The sequence below is a fragment of the Curtobacterium sp. MCLR17_045 genome (genome assembly GCF_003234405.1).
GTDB lineage: Bacteria > Actinomycetota > Actinomycetes > Actinomycetales > Microbacteriaceae > Curtobacterium > Curtobacterium flaccumfaciens.
The window spans coordinates 119,969-137,135 of record NZ_QKTB01000005.1 but is presented as its reverse complement, the minus strand read 5'-3'; the positions used below and the strand labels follow the sequence as shown (position 1 = coordinate 137,135).

Sequence of the window (17,167 nt, the reverse complement as noted above, 5' to 3'; positions counted from 1 at the left end):
GGCTGGTGCGAGGTTGCACGCTCGGTGCGAGTTCGTAGCGCTGCACGGAGCGTGCAACCTCGCACGGGATGGTCGACGCTGCACGGTGCGGCGTGCCGCGGGCGCCGTGCAACCCTGCACCGGGTGGGTGACCCGGCACGGTGTCAGGCAGCGCGGTCGCCGGTGCGCTCGGGGGCCGCGATCGATTCGGTGACCGCCGTGCTGGCGTCGGCCGCCGGGGTGGTGCCGGGGCGGATGAGCTCCGGGCGTCGGCGACCACGGAACACCCACGCCTTGAACAACACGAACCGCACGCCGGTCGCCACCAGGTTGGCTGCCGTCAGCACCGCGATCTCCGCACCGTGCGAGGCTCCCGGCACCGACGCGTGCAGCACCACGAGCGACCCCGACGTGATGGCCCAGGCGATGCCGAACACGACCAGGCCCTGCACGTGGTGCCGACCGGCTCCCGCACGGCCCCGCACCCCGAACGTGAACCGCCGGTTCAGTGCGGTGTTGCCGATCGCCGTGACCAGCAGCGCGAGGAAGTCCGCGGTCTGGGCGCCGATCGCCGGCCGGAACAGGGCGTACAGGGCAGCGAACGCCAGGGTCGAGAGCACCCCGATCGCCCCGAACCGCAGGACCTGCCCCAGGAACCCCACGCTCGGTGGGGTGAACGGCTGCCGACCGATCGCCGCGTAGACCGTGCTGATCGGCACCCGCCCGGTGGCGATGTTCCTCGACACCCGCCACATGCCCTTCAGGTCCTCGGTCGCGGTCGACGCGATGTGCACCGAGGAGTTGACGTCGTCGATCCAGTCGACGGGGACCTCGTGGATGCGGAGTCCCGCGTGCTCGGCCAGCACGAGCAGCTCGGTGTCGAAGAACCACGCATCGTCCTCGCACAACGGCAGCAGGTGGTCGGCGGCGGCCTTCGTGACCGCCTTGAACCCGCACTGCGCGTCCGAGAACGACACCCCCATCGTCGTCCGGAGCAGCAGGTTGTACGAGCGCGAGATGAACTCCCGCTTGCTGCCGCGCACCACGCGCGACGAACCGGCGAGCCGGGTGCCGATCGCCAGGTCCGAGTGCCCCGACAGCAGGGGCGCCACGAGGGGTTCGAGCGCGGCGAGGTCGGTGGACAGGTCCTCGTCCAGGTAGACGAGCACGGCCGCCGGCGATGCCGCCCAGACCTCCTTGAGCGCGCGGCCCCGGCCCTTCTCGGGCAGGTGCACCGCGTGCACGCCGGGGAGCATCGCGGCGAGGTCGTCGGCGATCCGGGCGGTGTCGTCGGTCGAGGCGTTGTCCGCGATCGTGATCCGCCACGAGTGGTGCAACGACGTCCGGCAGAACGTGTGGAGCCGTCGCACGTGGGCGGCGAGCGTGTCCTGCTCGTCGTAGCAGGGGACGACGATGTCGATGTCGATGGGCTGGTTCGTCTCCGTCATGCCGCTCATGCTCGGCAGCGGGGCTACGGGGGCCGAGGCAGGGCGCTGTGGCCCGGGTAAGAACGAACACCACGTGAACGCAGCGGACACGACACCTGTTGTCCGGATACGTTCGACGCACGATGACGACCGAGCGCGACGACGCACGACGGACGGCCGTGCTGCTCCCCGGGGAGCGGCTGGGGCTGGCGCTCGACGAGCGGTGCCCGGAGTTCACGGAGCTGCTGCTCGCGCCACCGTTGCACGGCATCCGACCCGACGGGCACGACTGGCTCCGGCGTCGGTACGAGCAGATCGTCCCGCTCGTGCTCCCCGCGGCACTGCGCGCGGTCGAGCGTGGGGAGCCGCTCGACCCGGAGTGCCTGGTGCGGCTCCGCGAGGTCGCAGCCGCCAGCGCCGACGACCCGCGGGTCGACGTCTCGGTCGTGCTCCGCGGCGCCCTGCCCGCGATCCGTGTCTTCGCCCTCGTCATGCACACGGCCACCCGCGAGCACGCGACGACGATCGACCACGCCGGCCGGACGATGCTCGCGATGAGCCGGGCATCACTCGTGGCGCACGAACTCGGCTCGTGCTGGGCGGAGGCCTGGGCGCAGCACCGCGGAGGGGCGTCGGCGGACGCGACGACAGCGCTCGGCACCGACGACATCGACCTGGTGGCATCGGCGCCCGGCCTGGACGAGACCGAGGAACGGATGCTGGCGCTCGCCGCCCGTGGGCTGTCGAACGACGCCATCGCCAAGGAGACCGCCTACAGCCGACAGGCCGTTGCCTGGCACCTCGGCCGGCTGATGAAGTCCTGGAACGCGCCGAACCGGACGGCGCTGGTGTCGGTCGCCTTCGTCCGGGGCTGGATCCGGTCTCGGAGGGACTTCAGGCTGGCTGCACGCAACCGGCCGTCGGCGATCGAAGCGGCGCGGTCGGACGGCGACGCCCCCTGAGACCGAGGTCCCAGGGGGCGTCGCCGACGAACGGAGGAGTCAGCCGCCGTTGACGTGGATCACGTTGTCGATGCGCTCGATGTTGCCGAACACACCCCAGTTCAGCCAGCCGCCGTCACCGTTGTTGGTGACCTTGCCGGGGCCCTTGAACCAGTAGATGACGTAGTTGCCACCCTTGATGTCGATCGACTGGGCGTCCGCGACGTCGCCCTCGACGGTGATGTCCTGGTTCTTGTTGACCACCGCGACGGTGAGGCGGTCGGGGTTGCCGGCGTTCCAGTAGCCGACGTCGAGCGCCGCCTGCACGGCACCGCCGCGGTCGCTCTGGTCGTTGACCGCGTCCTTGATCGCGTTGACGATCGCGACCGGGTCGAGGTTGACGTTGACGCTGCCGCCGACGGACGACGAGGTGCTGGGCGGCGCGGGCTCAGCGGCCTGCGCGGGGGCTGCGACGAACGCCCCCGCGATGACGGCGCCGCCGAGGGCGGTGCCGGCGAGGAGCTTCACGGACTTGCGCTTGAACGAGTTCATGATCGTGTTTCCCATCTCTGCAGTGGTGACCCGTTCGGGTCGTCTTGCTCGGACAGGACCCAGCCTGCGTGCGCTCCGACGCGGATGCACGCGATGGGCCTCGACGTTGGTCGATCGTCTGACGATCCGGACGACGCCCCGATTTCGTGCTCAGCGACACCTCACGCGGTCGGCTGTGCGTGAGGTGTCGCACAGCGCGTGAGAACGCGTCCGAGCGCCCCGGCCAGTGACGCTCTCGGTCAGCGGGGCAGCAGGATCTGCACGATCGCGACGACCACGAGCGCCGCGATCGGGACGCCCGCGATCCAGGCGCCCGCCCGCATCTGGGTCCGGCGGATCGTGGGCGGTGCGTGCGAGGAGCGCGCGAACTCGGTCGCGGCCACGAGCTCCGGCGCCGCGGCGGGCGGTGCGGGCTCGGGCTGGGGGCGGTCGTCCTCGAACGCCGGGACCTCGACCACCAGGTAGGCGGGGTCGGGGCGGCCCGGGAGCTTGTCGTACGCGTTCGTCACGGGGCCTCCTCGTCCGGTGTTCTCCGACCAGTATGCGACCGGGACGGCACTCGGTGAGCAAGAGATGTCGAGTGCGGTCGCGGCACCCGATGTCTTCTGCTCACGAAGCGCCCGAGGCAGGCAGGTCCACGGTGAACGCGGTCCGGCCGGGCTCGGACGCGACCCGCACATTGCCGCCGTGCGCCACGACGACGGCCCGCACGATCGCGAGCCCGAGTCCGCTCGTGCCGTGCTCCCGTGAGCGCGAGGCCTCACCCCGGGTGAACCGGTCGAACAGGGTCGGCAGGGACTCGGCGGGGATCGGCGGCCCGTCGTTCGCCACGACGAAGCGGACGACGGCACCGTCCGACGCAGACGCAGACGCAGACGCAGACGCAGACGCAGACGCCGACCCCGACCCGGGGACCGACTGCAACGACACCACGACGGCAGTCCCCGGCGGCGTGTGCGTCCGGGCGTTGGTCAACAGGTTCGTGACCACCCGTCGGAGCTGCACCTCGTCACCGGCCACGAGCACCGGCTGGTCGTCCACGATCTGCAGCGTCCACCGGTGGTCCGGCGCCGTCGTGCGGGCGTCCATGGTGGCCTCGACCACCAGCGACGTCAGGTCGACCGGCTCGCGGACGACCTGCGCGGCCGGCGCCCCCGACGCCAGGGCCGAGGCGTCGAGCCGTGCGAGCAGCAGCAGCTCGTCGACGAGGTCGCCCATCCGGACGGCCTCGCGTCCGATCCGGTCGACGTTGCGGTGCACGGCGTCCAGGTCGGAGGTCCGCTCGGACAGCTCGGCGTACGCCCGGACGGTGGCGATCGGGGTCCGCAGCTCGTGCGAGGCGTCGGCGACGAACGTCCGCATGCCGGCCTCGGCGTCACGACGCACGGTGAGCGCCCGGGCGACGTGGCCCAGCAGCCGGTTCAGCGCGTTGCCGACCTGCGCGACCTCGCGGTTCGCGCGCAGGTCGGAGTCGGAGACGCGGACGGGGATGTCCGGGTCTCCGCGTTCCAGGTCGAGTGCGGTCACGCCGGACGCCACCGCGGCGACGCGTTCGAGCGGACGGAGCGATCGACGGACGAGCACCGTGAGCGCCCACGCGGCGACGGCGAGCCCGAGCACCGTGACGACCCCGATGACGAGCAGCAACCGGGCGATCGCGGCGTCGAGGTCACCGAGAGGGAGCGCGGTGACGAACACGTCGCCGTCGTCGCTGACCGCCTGCGCCCGGTAGTCCCCGAGCGCGCCGAGTTCGACCGTCACGGGGTCGCCGCCGGTCTGCACCGCGGCGAGCGTCCGCTGCTGCGCCGCGGTCAGGCGGCGCTGGTCACCGTCCCCGTCGGTGTAGCCACTGAGCACCAGGTCGCCGTCGCGGACGATGGCGATGACCGTGCCCGCCGACTGCCCCGGCGCCCCGATGAAGGCGTTGTCGGGATCCGGCAGATCATCCGAGTCCGACGACGACGACGACGAGGACGACGACGACGAGGACGACGAGGACGACGAGGACGACGACGACGACCCCGGCGGCGGTTCGGCCCCGTCCCGTCCGCCGACGGTCCGCATCGCCGCCGTCGACAGCTCCGCGTCGAGCCGGTCGACCAGGTACCCCCGGAACGCGACGACGGTCACCGCCCCCACGACGACGTTCGTCGCGACGAGCAGCAGGGCCACGGCCGCCACGATCCGCCAGCGCAACGACGGCACACGCCCGGTGCGCCCGGGCCGGCTCACGTCGCCGGCCGGAGCACGTACCCCGCCCCACGGACGGTCTGCAGCATCGGCTCCCGTCCGGCGTCGAGCTTCTTCCGCAGGTACGACACGTACATGTCCACCAGGTTCGACGACGTGCCGAAGTCCATGCCCCAGACGCTCGCCAGCAGCTGCTCGCGGGACAGGACCCGGTTGGCGTTGCGGGCCAGGTGCCGCAGCAGCTCGTACTCGGTCGGCGTGAGCTCGATGGGGTCCCCGGCACGGCTGACCGAGCGGGCGTCCTCGTCGAGCCGGAGGTCCCCGACCACGACCTCGGCGCTCGCCCCGGCCGCGGCGACCCTGGTCGAGGTGCGCGCCAGGATCCGGGCACGGACGAGCAGCTCCTCGATGCCGAAGGGCTTGGTCAGGTAGTCGTCGCCACCGCCGGTCAGCCCGGCGAGCCGGTCCTCGGGGGCGTCGCGTGCGGTGAGGAACAGCACCCGGACGCCGTCGCGGGCGTCGCGGAGCCGTTCGAGCACCTCGAACCCGTCGATGTCCGGCAGCATCACGTCGAGCACGATCACGTCGGGCTGGAACTCCCGGGCCGCGAACAGCACGTCGCGCCCGCGGTGCACCGACCGCACGGCCCAGCCGTCGCCCGCGAACGCCAGGGCGACGGCCTCGGCCAGGGCGTGCTCGTCGTCGACGACGAGGGCGCGGACGGGGGAGCCGTCGGTGCGCTGCAGCGGGGTGCCGGGCATGTCCCGGAGCCTATCCACCGCGCCCTCGTCGCCGGTCACTCCGTGCTGCTCAGGTCGTAGACGGTCTGGCCGCCGACGGTCGTCGACTCGTAGTTCGCTGCGACCCACTCCTGGATCGCCGACGCGGTCGACGAGCCGCCGCCCATGCCGCCGCCGGAGCCGGACGACACGTAGTACCCGATGTCGCCGTCGGCGACGTACGCCTTGAACTGCGCGAGCGTCGGTGCCGGGTCGCTCGACCAGCCGCCGATCGCCATCACGGCGGTGTCGGTGTCGAGTTCGAGCTGCGCGGCCGACTGCGATCCGTTGACCGCGGCCGCCCACTTCGCGTCGGATGCCTCGAGCAGCTCCTGCAGGGCGGACGAGGTCGACGCACCTTCGCCACCACCCCCGGCCTGGAGGCTCGTCCCCGACCCACCCTCGGAGGTCGCGTCGTCCGTGCCGTCCTGCCCACTGCCCGGTGCCGTGCCGGACGTGCCGTCCGGCATCTCCGGCGCCTCGCCGGAGGCGCCCTCCGGCGGGGTCCCGCCGGGACCCTGCTGGGAGTCGGACGTGCTGTCGGAGCCGCCGTCGTCGGAGCCGGAGGTCGACCCACCCGGTCCGCCCGTGCCTCCCGGGAAGCCACCGGTGCCGCCGCCCATCCCACCGGAGCTGCTGCCCGCCGGACCGACGCTCGGGATCGAACCGGAGTGCGCGACGGTCGTCGTGGCGAGGGCGTAGGCGGTGGTGCCGGACAGGCCGAACAGGGTGCCGGCGAGGACGCCGACCGTGACGAGTCGGCGCAGCGACGGCACGCTGCCGATGACGATCAGTGCCGCGGACAGCAGCCCGCCGGCGAGCATCACCCAGCGCAGCCACGGCAGCCAGGTCGGGTTCTCGTTGAGCAGGCACCAGCCCCAGAACGCGGTGACACCGATCATCGCAGCGAGGCCGAGGCGGCCGACGAAGCGGGCTCGTGCGTGCCAGAGCAGGGCGCCGCCGGTACCGACGAGTCCGGCGATGGCCGGGGCGAGGGCGACCGTGTAGTACGGGTGGATCGTGCCCGACATGTACGAGAACACGAGTCCGGTGACCAGGAGCCAGCCACCCCAGAGGACCAGTCCGGCGCGTGCTGGATCGGCCAGGTGCCGACGGCCGACGACGACCAGCCCGACGACCAGGGCGATGAGCGCCGCGGGCAGGAGCCACGAGATCTCGAGCCCCATCTCGGACGAGAACAGGCGGTTCAGGCCCGTCGAGCCGCCGAACGAGCCTCCGGCGGTGCCGCCGGTCGTGCCGCCGCCTCCGCCGCCGTTGCCCGAGCCTCCGAAGATCCGGCCGAGGCCGTTGTAGCCGAACACCAGGTCGAGGACGGTGTTGTTCGTCGAACCGCCGATGTACGGGCGGGACTCGGCGGGCCAGAGCCACACGGCGACGACCCACCAGCCGGCGGCCACCACGAGGGAGCCGGCGGCGACGAGCAGACCGATCACCCGCCGGCCCCAGCCGGTGCGGGCGGCGAACAGGTAGACGAGGCCGAAGGCGGGCAGGACGAGCAGGCCCTGCAGCATCTTCGCCAGGAACGCGAACCCGAGGGCGACCCCGGCGAGCGCGATCCACTTCCAGCTGCCCTTCGGCAGCGCCCGCACCGTGCAGTACGCGCCGGCGGTCATCAGCAGGACGAGCAGGGCGTCCGGGTTGTCGAAGCGGAACATCAGCGCCGCCGCCGGGGTCGCTGCCACGACGAAGCCCGCGAGCAGCGCGCCGACGTTCGCGGTGGTGGCGCCGAGTCGGGCCAGGGTGCGGCGGACCGTGCCCCAGACCAGGGCGACGGAACCGACGGCCATCAGCGCCTGGGGGAGCAGCAGGCTGGTGCTCGAGAAGCCGAACAGTCGCGCCGACAGCACCATCACCCACAGCGAGGCGGGTGGTTTGTCGACCGTGATGAAGTTCGACGAGTCGAGGGAGCCGAAGAAGAACGCCTCCCACGACTTCGTGCCGGCCTGCACGGCGGCGGCGTAGAAGCTGTTGGCGTACCCGGAGACGCTGAGGTCCCACAGGTAGACCACGGCGGTCACGGCCAGGAGCGCCCAGAACGCCGGCCGGAGCCAGCGGGCGTCGTCGCGCTCGCCGAGGAACAGCCGGGCGAGGGGCGGGCGGCGCCGATCCCGGGCGGCACTGCGCGCGGGGTCGCGTCGGTCGGTCACGGGTATCGGGTACGTGGTCATGTCGATGAGCATCCGGGGCGTTCCCCGACTGCTGCACTGCGCCGGCTATGTGCGGGCTAAGGACGCACGGTGCGCGGTTGGCCGGCGGGCGGCGGCGCGGCGCACGGTGCGCTGTTGTTCGGTCCGTGCGGGGTCGCCTGCTCGGTGCGCGGTTGTAGCGCTGCACGGTGCGGGCAACCTCGCACGGGTTGAGCGAGGCCGCACGGTTCGCGGTTGGCCGGCGGGCGGAGGCGCCGCGGGCGGCGGCGCGGCGCACGGTGCGATGTTGTTCGGTCCGTGCGGCGTCGCCTGCTCGGTGCGCGGTTGTAGCGCTGCACGGGGCGGGCAACCCCGCACGGGTTGAGCGAGGCCGCACGGTGCGGCGCCGGCACCGGGGCGGGCAACCCCGCACGGGTTGAGCGATGCCGCACGGTGCGGCGCCGGCACCGGGGCGGGCAACCCCGCACGGGTTGAGCGATGCCGCACGGTGCGGCGGCGGCACCGGGGCGAGCAACCTCGCACGGGTTGAGCGAAGCCGCACGGTGCGAGGGGTCAGGCGTACCGCTGCGCTGCCCGGAGTGCTGCCCCGGTGTACGAGCCGCCGAACAGGAACACGTGCAGCAGCAGCGGCGCGAGCTGGTGGAGTTCGACGCGCTCCTGCCAGCCGTCGGCCAGCCGTGACTCCCGGTCGTAGGCGGCGAGCACCGTCTCGAGCCGGGGCAGCCCGAACAGCCCGAGCAGTGCCAGGTCGGTCTCCGCGTGCCCGCCGTGGGCGATCGGGTCGATGAGCACGGCGCCGGTCGGTTCGGACGAGTCCGTCGGCCAGAGGACGTTGCCGGCCCACAGGTCGCCGTGCAGACGAGCGGGTCGGTCCCCGACGAGCGCGGGCTGCGGCGACCCGAGTGTGCCGTCCTGCACGCGTGCGGCGACCCGCTCGAACACGGCCGCCTCGGCGTGGTCGAACCCGCCGGCATCGACGATGCGGCGGACGAAGTCGCGGATGCGGTACTCGGCGAAGAACTCGCCCCAGGTCGCCGGTGCCTGCTCGGCTGCGAGGAACGGTGTGCGCGAGCGGCCCATCCGCAGCGCCGCACCGCGGGTCCAGCCGGCGGGCGGCGCACCCCAGTGGTCGGCACCGGCGGCGTGCGTGTGCGCGAGGGAGCGGCCGAACCGCTCCGCCTGGGCCGCGGTGGGGGAGCCGTCGGAGATGAGCTCGAGGTCGAGCACGGTCGGGGTCGGGCGCCCGAGCACGCGGGCGATGCGGGTGCCGCCGGTGTCCTCGGCCTCGGCGAGCCAGGCGAGCCCGGCGGCTTCGGCTGCCGCTTCGTCCGCGGTGGTGAACGTCTTCACGTGCGTCTCGGCCATCGGTCCATCCTGCCGAGGGGGCACCGTCGACCGTTCAGCCGACGATCACCCGGCGACCCGGCGACCCGGCGACCCGGCGACCCGGCGACCCGGTCACGCGGTCGGCTCTCCCCGCCGGGCCGCGTGCACGACGAGTGCGAGCTGCACCCGGTTCTCGACGCCGAACTTCTCGTACACGTGCCCGACGTGCGTCTTCACGGTGGCCAGGCCCACGTACAGGTCGGCGGCGATCTGCGCGTTGGACGCCCCGTTCGCCACGGCGAGTGCGACCTCCCGCTCCCGCTCGGTCAGCAGGGCGAGCAGCCGGCGTGCCTCGGTGTCGTCCGCAGCGGCATCGACCGGTGGCCCTGCCGGTGCGCCGCCCGGACCACCGGCCGCCTGGCCCGAGCGGGATCCGGCCGCGAACGCGATGACCCGGTCGAGCACGGACGGGGACAGGATCGAGCGCCCGGCCGCCACGGTCCGCACGGCCTGCACGAGTTCGTGCGGCGGGGTGTCCTTGAGCAGGAACCCACGGGCGCCGGCCTGCAGTGCCCCGAGCACGAGGTCGTCCCCCTCGAAGGTCGTCAGCACCAGGACGGCCAGGTCGGGTCGGCGGCGCAGTTCGCGTTCGGTGGCGACGAGCCCGTCGCACCGGGGCATCCGGATGTCCATGAGCACGACGTCGGGCGCGGTCGACGCGATGACGCCCTCGGCCTCGAGCCCGTCGCCCGCTTCGCCCACCACCACCAGGCCGTCGTCGCCGCTGAGCAGCATGCGGAGCCCGACGCGCACGAGCTGGTCGTCGTCGACCAGGACGACGCGGACGGGAGCGGTCACGGAGTCCACGGCAGCACCGCCTCGACCACGTGCACGCGTCCGTCGTCGCTGCCGGCGCGGAAGCTCCCGCCGACGAGCCGGGCGCGTTCGGCGAGCCCGCGCAGGCCGTGCCCGGCGGTCTTCCCGGACGCGTCCGCGTGCGCAGGTCCGTCGGTCAGCGTGTTCGACACCACCACTCGGACCCCGGGACCGGGGACGGTCTCGACCACCACGTCGACGGGTTGTCCGGGGGCGTGCCGACGGGCGTTCGTCAGCGATTCCTGCACGATCCGGTAGGCGTGCCGGCCGACTGCCGTCGGCACTGCTGCGCCGTCGGTGTCGACGCGCGCCCGGACGGTCGCACCGCCGGCACGCGCCTGGTCGAGCAGGGCGGGCAGGTCGACGAGCGTCGGCTGCGGAGGCGCGGTGCCGGTCACCTCGTCGCCGCCGGTCGCCGCGGGGTCGCGCAACACCCCGAGGACGTCGCGCAGGTCGGTCAGCGCGGAGTGCGCCTCGGCCCGTACGACCCCGGCCGCCGCGGCGGTCTCGTCGGGGGTGAGCCCCGGGCCGCGGTACTCGAGGGCACCGGCGTGCAGCGCGACCAGGGACAGCCGGTGGCCCAGGACGTCGTGCATCTCGCGGGCGATGTGGGCGCGCTCCTGCTCGCGGGCACGGTCCTCGCGCAGCTGCTGGTCGCGTTCGAGCAGGGCGGCCCGCTCACGCAGCGACAGCAGGAGCGCCCGGCGCTGCCCGATCGCGATGCCGATGACCACGAGCAGGGCGATGCCGACGACGCCCGCGATCAAGATCTGCCAGAGCGGCATGTCGTCGGACGGGGGCGCCAGGACGACGTCGTAGAGCACCGTGGCACCGAGCAGCACCGCACCGGCGACGGCGAGCTCGACAGCCCGGCGCCGGGTGGCGAGCGACACCGTGGCGATTGCGGCCGCTCCGACCGCCAACGTCGACACCGAGCTGAGGGCAGCGATGACGACCGTGATCAGCAACGGTGCCCGGTGCCGGAACGGCAGGAGGACGAGGGCGGCCAGACCGGCACCCACGTCGCCGAGGATCAGTGCGCCGACGTGCAGGTCGCTCCACCCACGGGTGTCCATCGTCGGCCACACGAGCCCCGCGGTGAGCAGCCCGGTCAGGGCCGCGACGGCGACACGCCAGGTCTGGGACCACACACGCTGCCCGAGCGGCACGGCGGGGAGCGTGGTCGAGGTCATGCCCCGAGCCTAGGGAGCCGTCGGGACGAGCGGATCCGCCGAAGGTCGGAGCTGTCGGAGCAGCCTGACCAGGGGGCGTCCGTCTCAGACCGCGTCGACCAGGGCCCGCGCCAACGGGTGCCACGCACGGGACGACGGCCCGCTCAGCACCAGGGTCCGTTCGAGCCGCCGGGCCATCGGGATCATCACGAGGTCGGGCGGCAGCATCCCGCGGCCCAGGGTCGGCACGATCGACACGCCCTCGCCCCGCTGGATCATCCCGAACATCGTGCTCATCTCCCGCACCCGGTGGGCGTACCGGAACGGGCGGCCGTCGAGCTCGTGGAGCTTCTGGATCTGGTACTCGCAGCCACCGCCGCCCGCCACCAGACCGTCCTCGTGCAGGTCGTCGAGGGTGAGCGCGGGCAGCTCGGCGAGGGGATGGTCGCGGCGGATCACGGCGGCCATCTCGTCCCGCGCCACGACCACGCCGCCGTCGGGCACCGGCGACGGGTCGACGAGCACGGCGGCGTCGACGGTGCCGGCCTCGAGCCACTCCGGCATCTCGTCGTCGTCCCCCTCGTAGACCTGCACGTCGACGTCGGGCAGGGTCACCGCCCACAGTTCGCGGAGCCGCGGCAGCAGGCCCTGACAGACGGTGGGGACGGCGGCGAGGCGCACGGTGCCGCGCGCCGTGGCGGGCCGGACCACCGCCTCCAGGGCTTCGACCGAGGCGAGCACGCTGCGGGCGTGGGCCAGCAGGCGGTCGCCCAGCGGTGTGGCGGCGGCGACCGTGCCGCGGCGCACCACGGGGCCGCCGACCTCGCGTTCGAGCCCGGCGACGGCGTGGGACACCGCGGACTGCCCGACGCCCAGCGCTGCGGCCGCCGCGGTGAAGGACCCGGCGTCGAGCGTGGCGACGAACGCGCGCAGTTGCTGGACCGAGACGGTCATGCGTCCTCCTCATGTCGGCATGAGCGGCATGCGTTTGCCGCATGTCACCCGGTGGTCCGACACTAGGCCACGTGAACGCCCTCCTCTACGCCCTCGTCGCCCTGACCTGGGGATCGAGCTTCCTCTTCGCGAAGATCGGACTCGACGGTCTCGCCCCGCAGCAGGTCGCCACCGTGCGGACCGTGCTCGGTGGGGTCACGCTGGTCGTGGTGCTCCTGGCGACCCGTCGGCGGTGGCCCCGGGAGCCGCGGACCTGGGCACACCTGGCGGTCGTCGCGGTCTTCCTCAACGCGGTGCCGTCGTCGCTGATGGCGTGGGCCGAGCAGACGGTGCCGTCCGGGCTCGCGAGCATCTACAACGCGACGACGCCGATCATGACGCTGGCCGCGCTCGCGGTGCTCGTGCCGTCCGAACGGCTGCGCGGACGGCAGGTGCTCGGGATCGTGCTCGGCATCGTCGGGGTGCTCGTACTGGTCGGCCCGTGGGACGTGCTGACCGACCCCGAGGTCCTGGCGAGCGTGCCGGGGCAGGTCGCGCTGCTCGGCATGACCGCGTCCTACGGCATCGGGCTCGCCTACCTGCGCCGGGTCGCCGTGGCGAGCGTGTACGACCCGGTCACGCTGGCGACGGTCCAGCTGACGCTGGCCTCCGGGATGCTCCTGCTGGTCGCGCCCGTCATCGCGACCGGTCCGGTGCAACTGGACGGGAGGATCGTGGCCGCGATGGTCGCGCTCGGTTGCGTCGGCACGGGGCTGGCCTACGCCTGGAACACGCGGCTCGTGCAGGCGTGGGGCGCCGGTCGCGCCTCCACCGTCACGTACCTGACGCCGGTGGTCGGGGTGGCGCTCGGTGTGCTCGTGCTGGGGGAGCGGGTGCGGTGGAACGAGCCCGTCGGCGGACTCGTCGTCCTGCTCGGGATCGCCCTGGCGTCCGGGGTGCTCCTCCGTCGGCGGGAACCTGCGGCGTCCGCCGCCTGACCGGTCCGCCGGGTCGAGCCGTAGGATCGGCGGTGACGACGACGAGGTCGTCGACGAAGACGGAGACCGGCATGCACGACACCCACACCACCCGCGCGACCGCGTCGGTCGCAGCGATCCTCGCCGAGTCGGCGGCACGCTACCCGGACGACGTCGCCGTCATCGTGGGCGACGTCCGCACGACCTACGCCGAGCTGTGGGCGCAGACCCTGGCCTACGCGGGGGCACTCCGCGCGCGGGGCGTGACCGAGGGGTCGAAGGTGGCGATGCTCGTGCCGAACGTCGCGGACTTCCCCCGGGTCTACTACGCCACGCTGGCCCTCGGCGCGGTGGCCGTGCCCGTGCACGCGCTGCTGAAGCGCCGCGAGATCGAGTACGTCCTGCGCGACAGCGGTGCGACGCTGCTCGTCTGTGCCGCCCCGCTGCTCGGTGAGGGTGCCGCCGGTGCCGAGCTCGCCGGGGTCGACGTCGTCACCGTGCTCGCACCGGCGACGACCGACGACGGGTCCGCGGCCGGCCCCGACCGGCTCGAGGCCCTGGCCGCGCAGACCGAAGCGCTCGACACCTACGTGCCGCGGCACCCGTTCGACACCGCCACGATCCTGTACACGAGCGGCACCACCGGCCAGCCCAAGGGTGCCGAGGGCTCGCACTTCGCGCTGCTCGAACAGGTCAACACGAACCTGATGACGACGTTCGACATGCACCGCGGGGACGTCCTGCTCGGCGCCCTGCCGCTGTTCCACACGTTCGGGCAGACCTGCACGATGAACACCGGGTTCCGGACCGGCGCGACGCTCGTCATGCTGCCGAAGTTCGACGGTGACACGGCGCTCGCCGCGATGGTCGAGCACGGCTGCGGCATCTTCATGGGCGTCCCGACGATGTACATGGCGCTGCTCGACGCCGCGACCCGGTCCGAGGCCCGTCCGACGCTCCGGTACGCGATCTCCGGCGGGGCCTCGCTCCCGCTGGCGGTGCTCGAGCGGTTCCAGCAGGTCTTCGACGCGCCGATCCACGAGGGGTACGGGCTGACCGAGACCTCGCCGGTCGCCACCTTCAACCACGTCGGGCAACCGCCGCGGCCCGGCACCATCGGCACGGCGGTGTGGGGCATCGACGTCGAGATCGCCGACCCCGAGGTCCGCGACGCGATCGTCATGCTGCCGCACGGTGCGATCGGCGAGCTCGTGATCCGTGGCCACAACCTGATGAACGGGTACCTCGACCGGCCCGAGGACACCGCCGAGGCCATCGTCGACGGGTGGTTCCGCACCGGTGACCTGGGTACGAAGGACGACGACGGGTACCTGACGATCGTCGACCGCACGAAGGACATGATCATCCGCAACGGCTACAACGTGTACCCGCGGCAGGTCGAGGAGGTCCTCGCCACCCACCCCGACGTCGCGATGGCCGCGGTGTTCGGGGTGCCGCACGCGGTGCACGGGCAGGAGGTCGAGGCCGCGGTGGTCCTGCACGCCGGCGCGTCCGTCGAGCCGCAGGTCCTGGTCGACTTCGTCGCCGCCGAGATCGCCGCGTACAAGTACCCGCGGGCGGTGCACGTCCTCGAGGCGCTGCCGCTCGGCCCGAGCGGCAAGGTGCTCAAGCGCGAGCTCGTCGACCGGTTCAGCGTCGAGGTGACGGCGGTTCCGTGATCCGCCCCACGACCGCGCAGGGGCGATCCGTAGGCTGACCGGGTGACCGCCAGCCGCACCCCGTCGACCGCGCGTCTGCTGTTCGCGTCGTCGCACCCCGGACCCACGGTCACCGTGACCGTCCTCGCCGCGGTGATCGCCGCCGCCGTGGGGCACCCCGTGTGGCTCGTGGTGCTGGTGGCGCTGACGGTCGTCGCCGGGCAGCTGTCCATCGGGCTGGCGAACGACTGGATCGACGCGGACCGCGACCGGGCCGTCGGGCGGAGCGACAAGCCCGTCGCCCGCGGCCTCATCGCCGTCGGCACCGTCCGTACCGCCGCCTACGCCACCGCCGGGATCGCCGTGGTGCTCTCGCTCTTCCTGGGGCCGGTCGCCGCGGTCGCGCACGTCGTGCTCGTCGCCGCGGGGTGGGCCTACGACGCCGGGCTGAAGCGTTCGGTGTGGTCGGTGGCACCGTTCGTCGTCGCCTTCGGGCTGTTGCCCGTCGTGTCCGTCGCAGCCGGGCCCGAGGGACAGTTGCCGGCGTGGTGGGCGATCGCCACGGGGGCCGTCTTCGGGATCGCGATCCACTGCACCAACGTGCTGCCCGACCTGGTCGACGACGCCGCCACCGGGGTGCGGGGCTTCCCGCATCGCCTCGGGCTCCGCGGCGCGGGGATCGTCGCGTTCGCCTCGCTCGTCGTCGCTGCAGCGCTGGTGCTCGGCGGACAGGTCCTCGGCGACGACCCGGTGCGGGGCCTCGGCGTCGTGCTCGCGGTCCTCGGTGCCGTCGTGGTGGCCGTGCTCGCCGTCGTCGGCGTCCGGTTGGTGCTCGCGGGGCGCGCATCACGCATCCTGTTCCGGCTGGTCATCGCGTCGTCGCTCGTGCTCGTCGTCGAGCTCGGCTTCGCGGGCGCGCGACTCGTCGCCTGACGACGCGGAACAGACTGCGCGACTGCGCCGGTGCGCCGGTGCGCCTGGACGCGAGCCGTCAGGCCCAGCGCATCGCGTAGAGCCGGGCCAGGCCGTGCGCGGTCGGCAGGGACAGGGCGGTCCGGAGCAGCGCCTCCCGGCCGGTCGCCGTGACGGGGCCGAGCGGACGGCCCAGTGCCATGTTCGCCTCGGCCTGCCGAGCCGCGCGGCGGGCGGCTGCCTGGCGGCGGGCGGCGTAGCCCGGCCACGGCCCGGCCGTGCCGGTGCGGACCGCTCCGGCGAGCAACGGCGCGAGCTCGGCGGCGTCGAGCCACCCCAGGTTCATGCCCTGCCCGCCGATCGGACTGATCTCGTGGGCGGCATCCCCGACGAGCACGGCTCGGCCGACGCCCACGCGGTCGGCGGTGCGGCGGCGCACCCGGAAGCCGCTGGTCATCGAGCAGGTCGCGGGGTCGGGGACGACACCGGTGCGCTCGGCGACGAGTGCGGCCAGGCGTGCGACGACCGCGGGGTCCGGCGTGCCCGTCCAGCTGCCCTCGGCCGAGGCGAACGCGTCGTCGTCCGGCACCAGGGCGACGTACCGACGCCGCGCACCCGGCAGCGGGAAGGACTCGACGACGCCGTCCGGGCCGACGTCGACCAGGGCGGCCGACCGGGCCGACGGCGCCTCGGGATCGGCGAAGTCACCCATCACGTAGCGGTCCGGGTACTCGCGCCCGGTGGTGCCGATGCCGAGCAGGTCGCGGACGGCGCTCCGGGCACCGTCGGCCCCGGCGACGAAGGCCGCACGGACCGTCACGGTGTCGCCGTCCGGTCCGGTCCCGGTGGCGTCGACGTGGTCGGGGTGCCGGGACAGTGCGGTCAGGGTGGTGCCGGTCCGCAGGGCGCTCGGTGCGCTGGCCCGGAGCCGGTCGCGGAGCAGGGACTCGGTGCGGTGCTGGTCGAGGGTGGCCACGTACGGGTGGGTCGGCGACGCGCGGTCGAAGCGCAGGGTGCCGAGGGTCCGACCGCGGCTCCGGGCCACGCCAGCATGCACCAGTGACGCCTCGGCGAGCACCGCGGTGTCCAGGCCGATCGCGGCGAACGCGTCGAGGGACGGCGGGTGGATGCCGATGGCCCGCGAACCGGTCGGCGGCTCGGCCCGTCGTTCCCACACCCGGACGTCGACACCCCGCGCCGCCAGGAGTGCCGCCAGGAACAGTCCGACGGGGCCGCCGCCGACGACGAGGACGTCGACGCGTTCGATGGGCACGGGG

At 73.5% G+C, this 17,167-nt stretch carries 15 protein-coding genes; 4 read left to right on the top strand and 11 right to left on the bottom strand.

The genetic code is table 11. The features are described from left to right. Positions 1–143 precede the first annotated feature (143 nt). Positions 144–1,436, bottom strand: coding sequence for a bifunctional glycosyltransferase family 2/GtrA family protein (locus tag DEJ05_RS05810; protein ID WP_111109984.1), 1,293 nt, complete (start codon positions 1,434–1,436; stop codon positions 144–146). Between the two features lie 113 nt (positions 1,437–1,549). Between DEJ05_RS05810 and DEJ05_RS05805 the strand changes: the two genes are divergently transcribed. Further along, positions 1,550–2,368, top strand: coding sequence for a helix-turn-helix transcriptional regulator (locus DEJ05_RS05805; RefSeq protein ID WP_111109983.1), 819 nt, complete (start codon positions 1,550–1,552; stop codon positions 2,366–2,368). A 39-nt stretch (positions 2,369–2,407) separates the two neighbouring features. Here the strand turns inward: DEJ05_RS05805 and DEJ05_RS05800 are convergent, their stop codons facing one another. The 9 genes from DEJ05_RS05800 to DEJ05_RS05760 form a co-directional block, all read right to left on the bottom strand. Then, a complete protein-coding gene (locus DEJ05_RS05800) occupies positions 2,408–2,914 on the bottom strand; it encodes a hypothetical protein (RefSeq protein WP_245165815.1) in 507 nt (168 codons plus the stop codon). A 224-nt stretch (positions 2,915–3,138) separates the two neighbouring features. Then, on the bottom strand, positions 3,139–3,408 hold the full coding sequence (locus DEJ05_RS05795; protein WP_111109982.1) for a hypothetical protein: 270 nt from the start codon (positions 3,406–3,408) through the stop codon (positions 3,139–3,141). 100 nt (positions 3,409–3,508) lie between these two features. Continuing rightward, positions 3,509–5,071 (bottom strand): cell wall metabolism sensor histidine kinase WalK, encoded by a 1,563-nt coding sequence (locus DEJ05_RS05790; protein WP_146245027.1) that lies wholly within the window; start codon positions 5,069–5,071, stop codon positions 3,509–3,511. A 56-nt stretch (positions 5,072–5,127) separates the two neighbouring features. Next, the gene (locus tag DEJ05_RS05785) at positions 5,128–5,850 is read right to left on the bottom strand and encodes a response regulator transcription factor (RefSeq protein WP_111109980.1); all 723 of its coding nucleotides are present in this window, start codon (positions 5,848–5,850) and stop codon (positions 5,128–5,130) included. A 35-nt stretch (positions 5,851–5,885) separates the two neighbouring features. Continuing rightward, a complete protein-coding gene (locus DEJ05_RS05780; RefSeq protein WP_258376094.1) occupies positions 5,886–8,057 on the bottom strand; it encodes a glycosyltransferase family 39 protein in 2,172 nt (723 codons plus the stop codon). Positions 8,058–8,588: 531 nt separating this feature from the next. Then, entirely contained in the window at positions 8,589–9,401 is an 813-nt protein-coding gene (locus DEJ05_RS05775; protein ID WP_111109979.1) for a fructosamine kinase family protein, read from the bottom strand. A 93-nt stretch (positions 9,402–9,494) separates the two neighbouring features. Further along, entirely contained in the window at positions 9,495–10,229 is a 735-nt protein-coding gene (locus tag DEJ05_RS05770) for a response regulator transcription factor (protein ID WP_111109978.1), read from the bottom strand. Continuing rightward, positions 10,217–11,431 carry a sensor histidine kinase gene (locus tag DEJ05_RS05765; RefSeq protein ID WP_111109977.1) on the bottom strand — a complete coding sequence of 405 codons (1,215 nt, stop codon included), beginning with the start codon at positions 11,429–11,431 and terminating at the stop codon, positions 10,217–10,219. Before DEJ05_RS05765 ends, DEJ05_RS05770 begins: the two co-directional genes overlap by 13 nt. Positions 11,432–11,515: 84 nt before the next feature. Beyond that, positions 11,516–12,364, bottom strand: a complete 849-nt coding sequence (locus tag DEJ05_RS05760) for a LysR family transcriptional regulator (RefSeq protein ID WP_071406548.1) — start codon at positions 12,362–12,364, stop codon at positions 11,516–11,518. Between the two features lie 71 nt (positions 12,365–12,435). Between DEJ05_RS05760 and DEJ05_RS05755 the strand changes: the two genes are divergently transcribed. The 3 genes from DEJ05_RS05755 (at position 12,436) to DEJ05_RS05745 (ending at position 15,911) form a co-directional block, all read left to right on the top strand. Beyond that, on the top strand, positions 12,436–13,341 hold the full coding sequence (locus DEJ05_RS05755) for a DMT family transporter (protein ID WP_111109976.1): 906 nt from the start codon (positions 12,436–12,438) through the stop codon (positions 13,339–13,341). A 71-nt stretch (positions 13,342–13,412) separates the two neighbouring features. After that, positions 13,413–14,999 (top strand): long-chain fatty acid--CoA ligase, encoded by a 1,587-nt coding sequence (locus DEJ05_RS05750; protein WP_111110005.1) that lies wholly within the window; start codon positions 13,413–13,415, stop codon positions 14,997–14,999. A 42-nt stretch (positions 15,000–15,041) separates the two neighbouring features. Then, complete coding sequence (locus tag DEJ05_RS05745; RefSeq protein WP_111109975.1) at positions 15,042–15,911, top strand: UbiA family prenyltransferase; 870 nt, start codon at positions 15,042–15,044, stop codon at positions 15,909–15,911. A gap of 58 nt (positions 15,912–15,969) precedes the next feature. Here DEJ05_RS05745 and DEJ05_RS05740 read toward each other — a convergent pair whose 3' ends face one another. Continuing rightward, positions 15,970–17,163: an NAD(P)/FAD-dependent oxidoreductase gene (locus tag DEJ05_RS05740; protein ID WP_258376093.1), complete on the bottom strand. Its 1,194-nt coding sequence runs from the start codon at positions 17,161–17,163 to the stop codon at positions 15,970–15,972. Between the last annotated feature and the right edge of the window lie 4 nt (positions 17,164–17,167).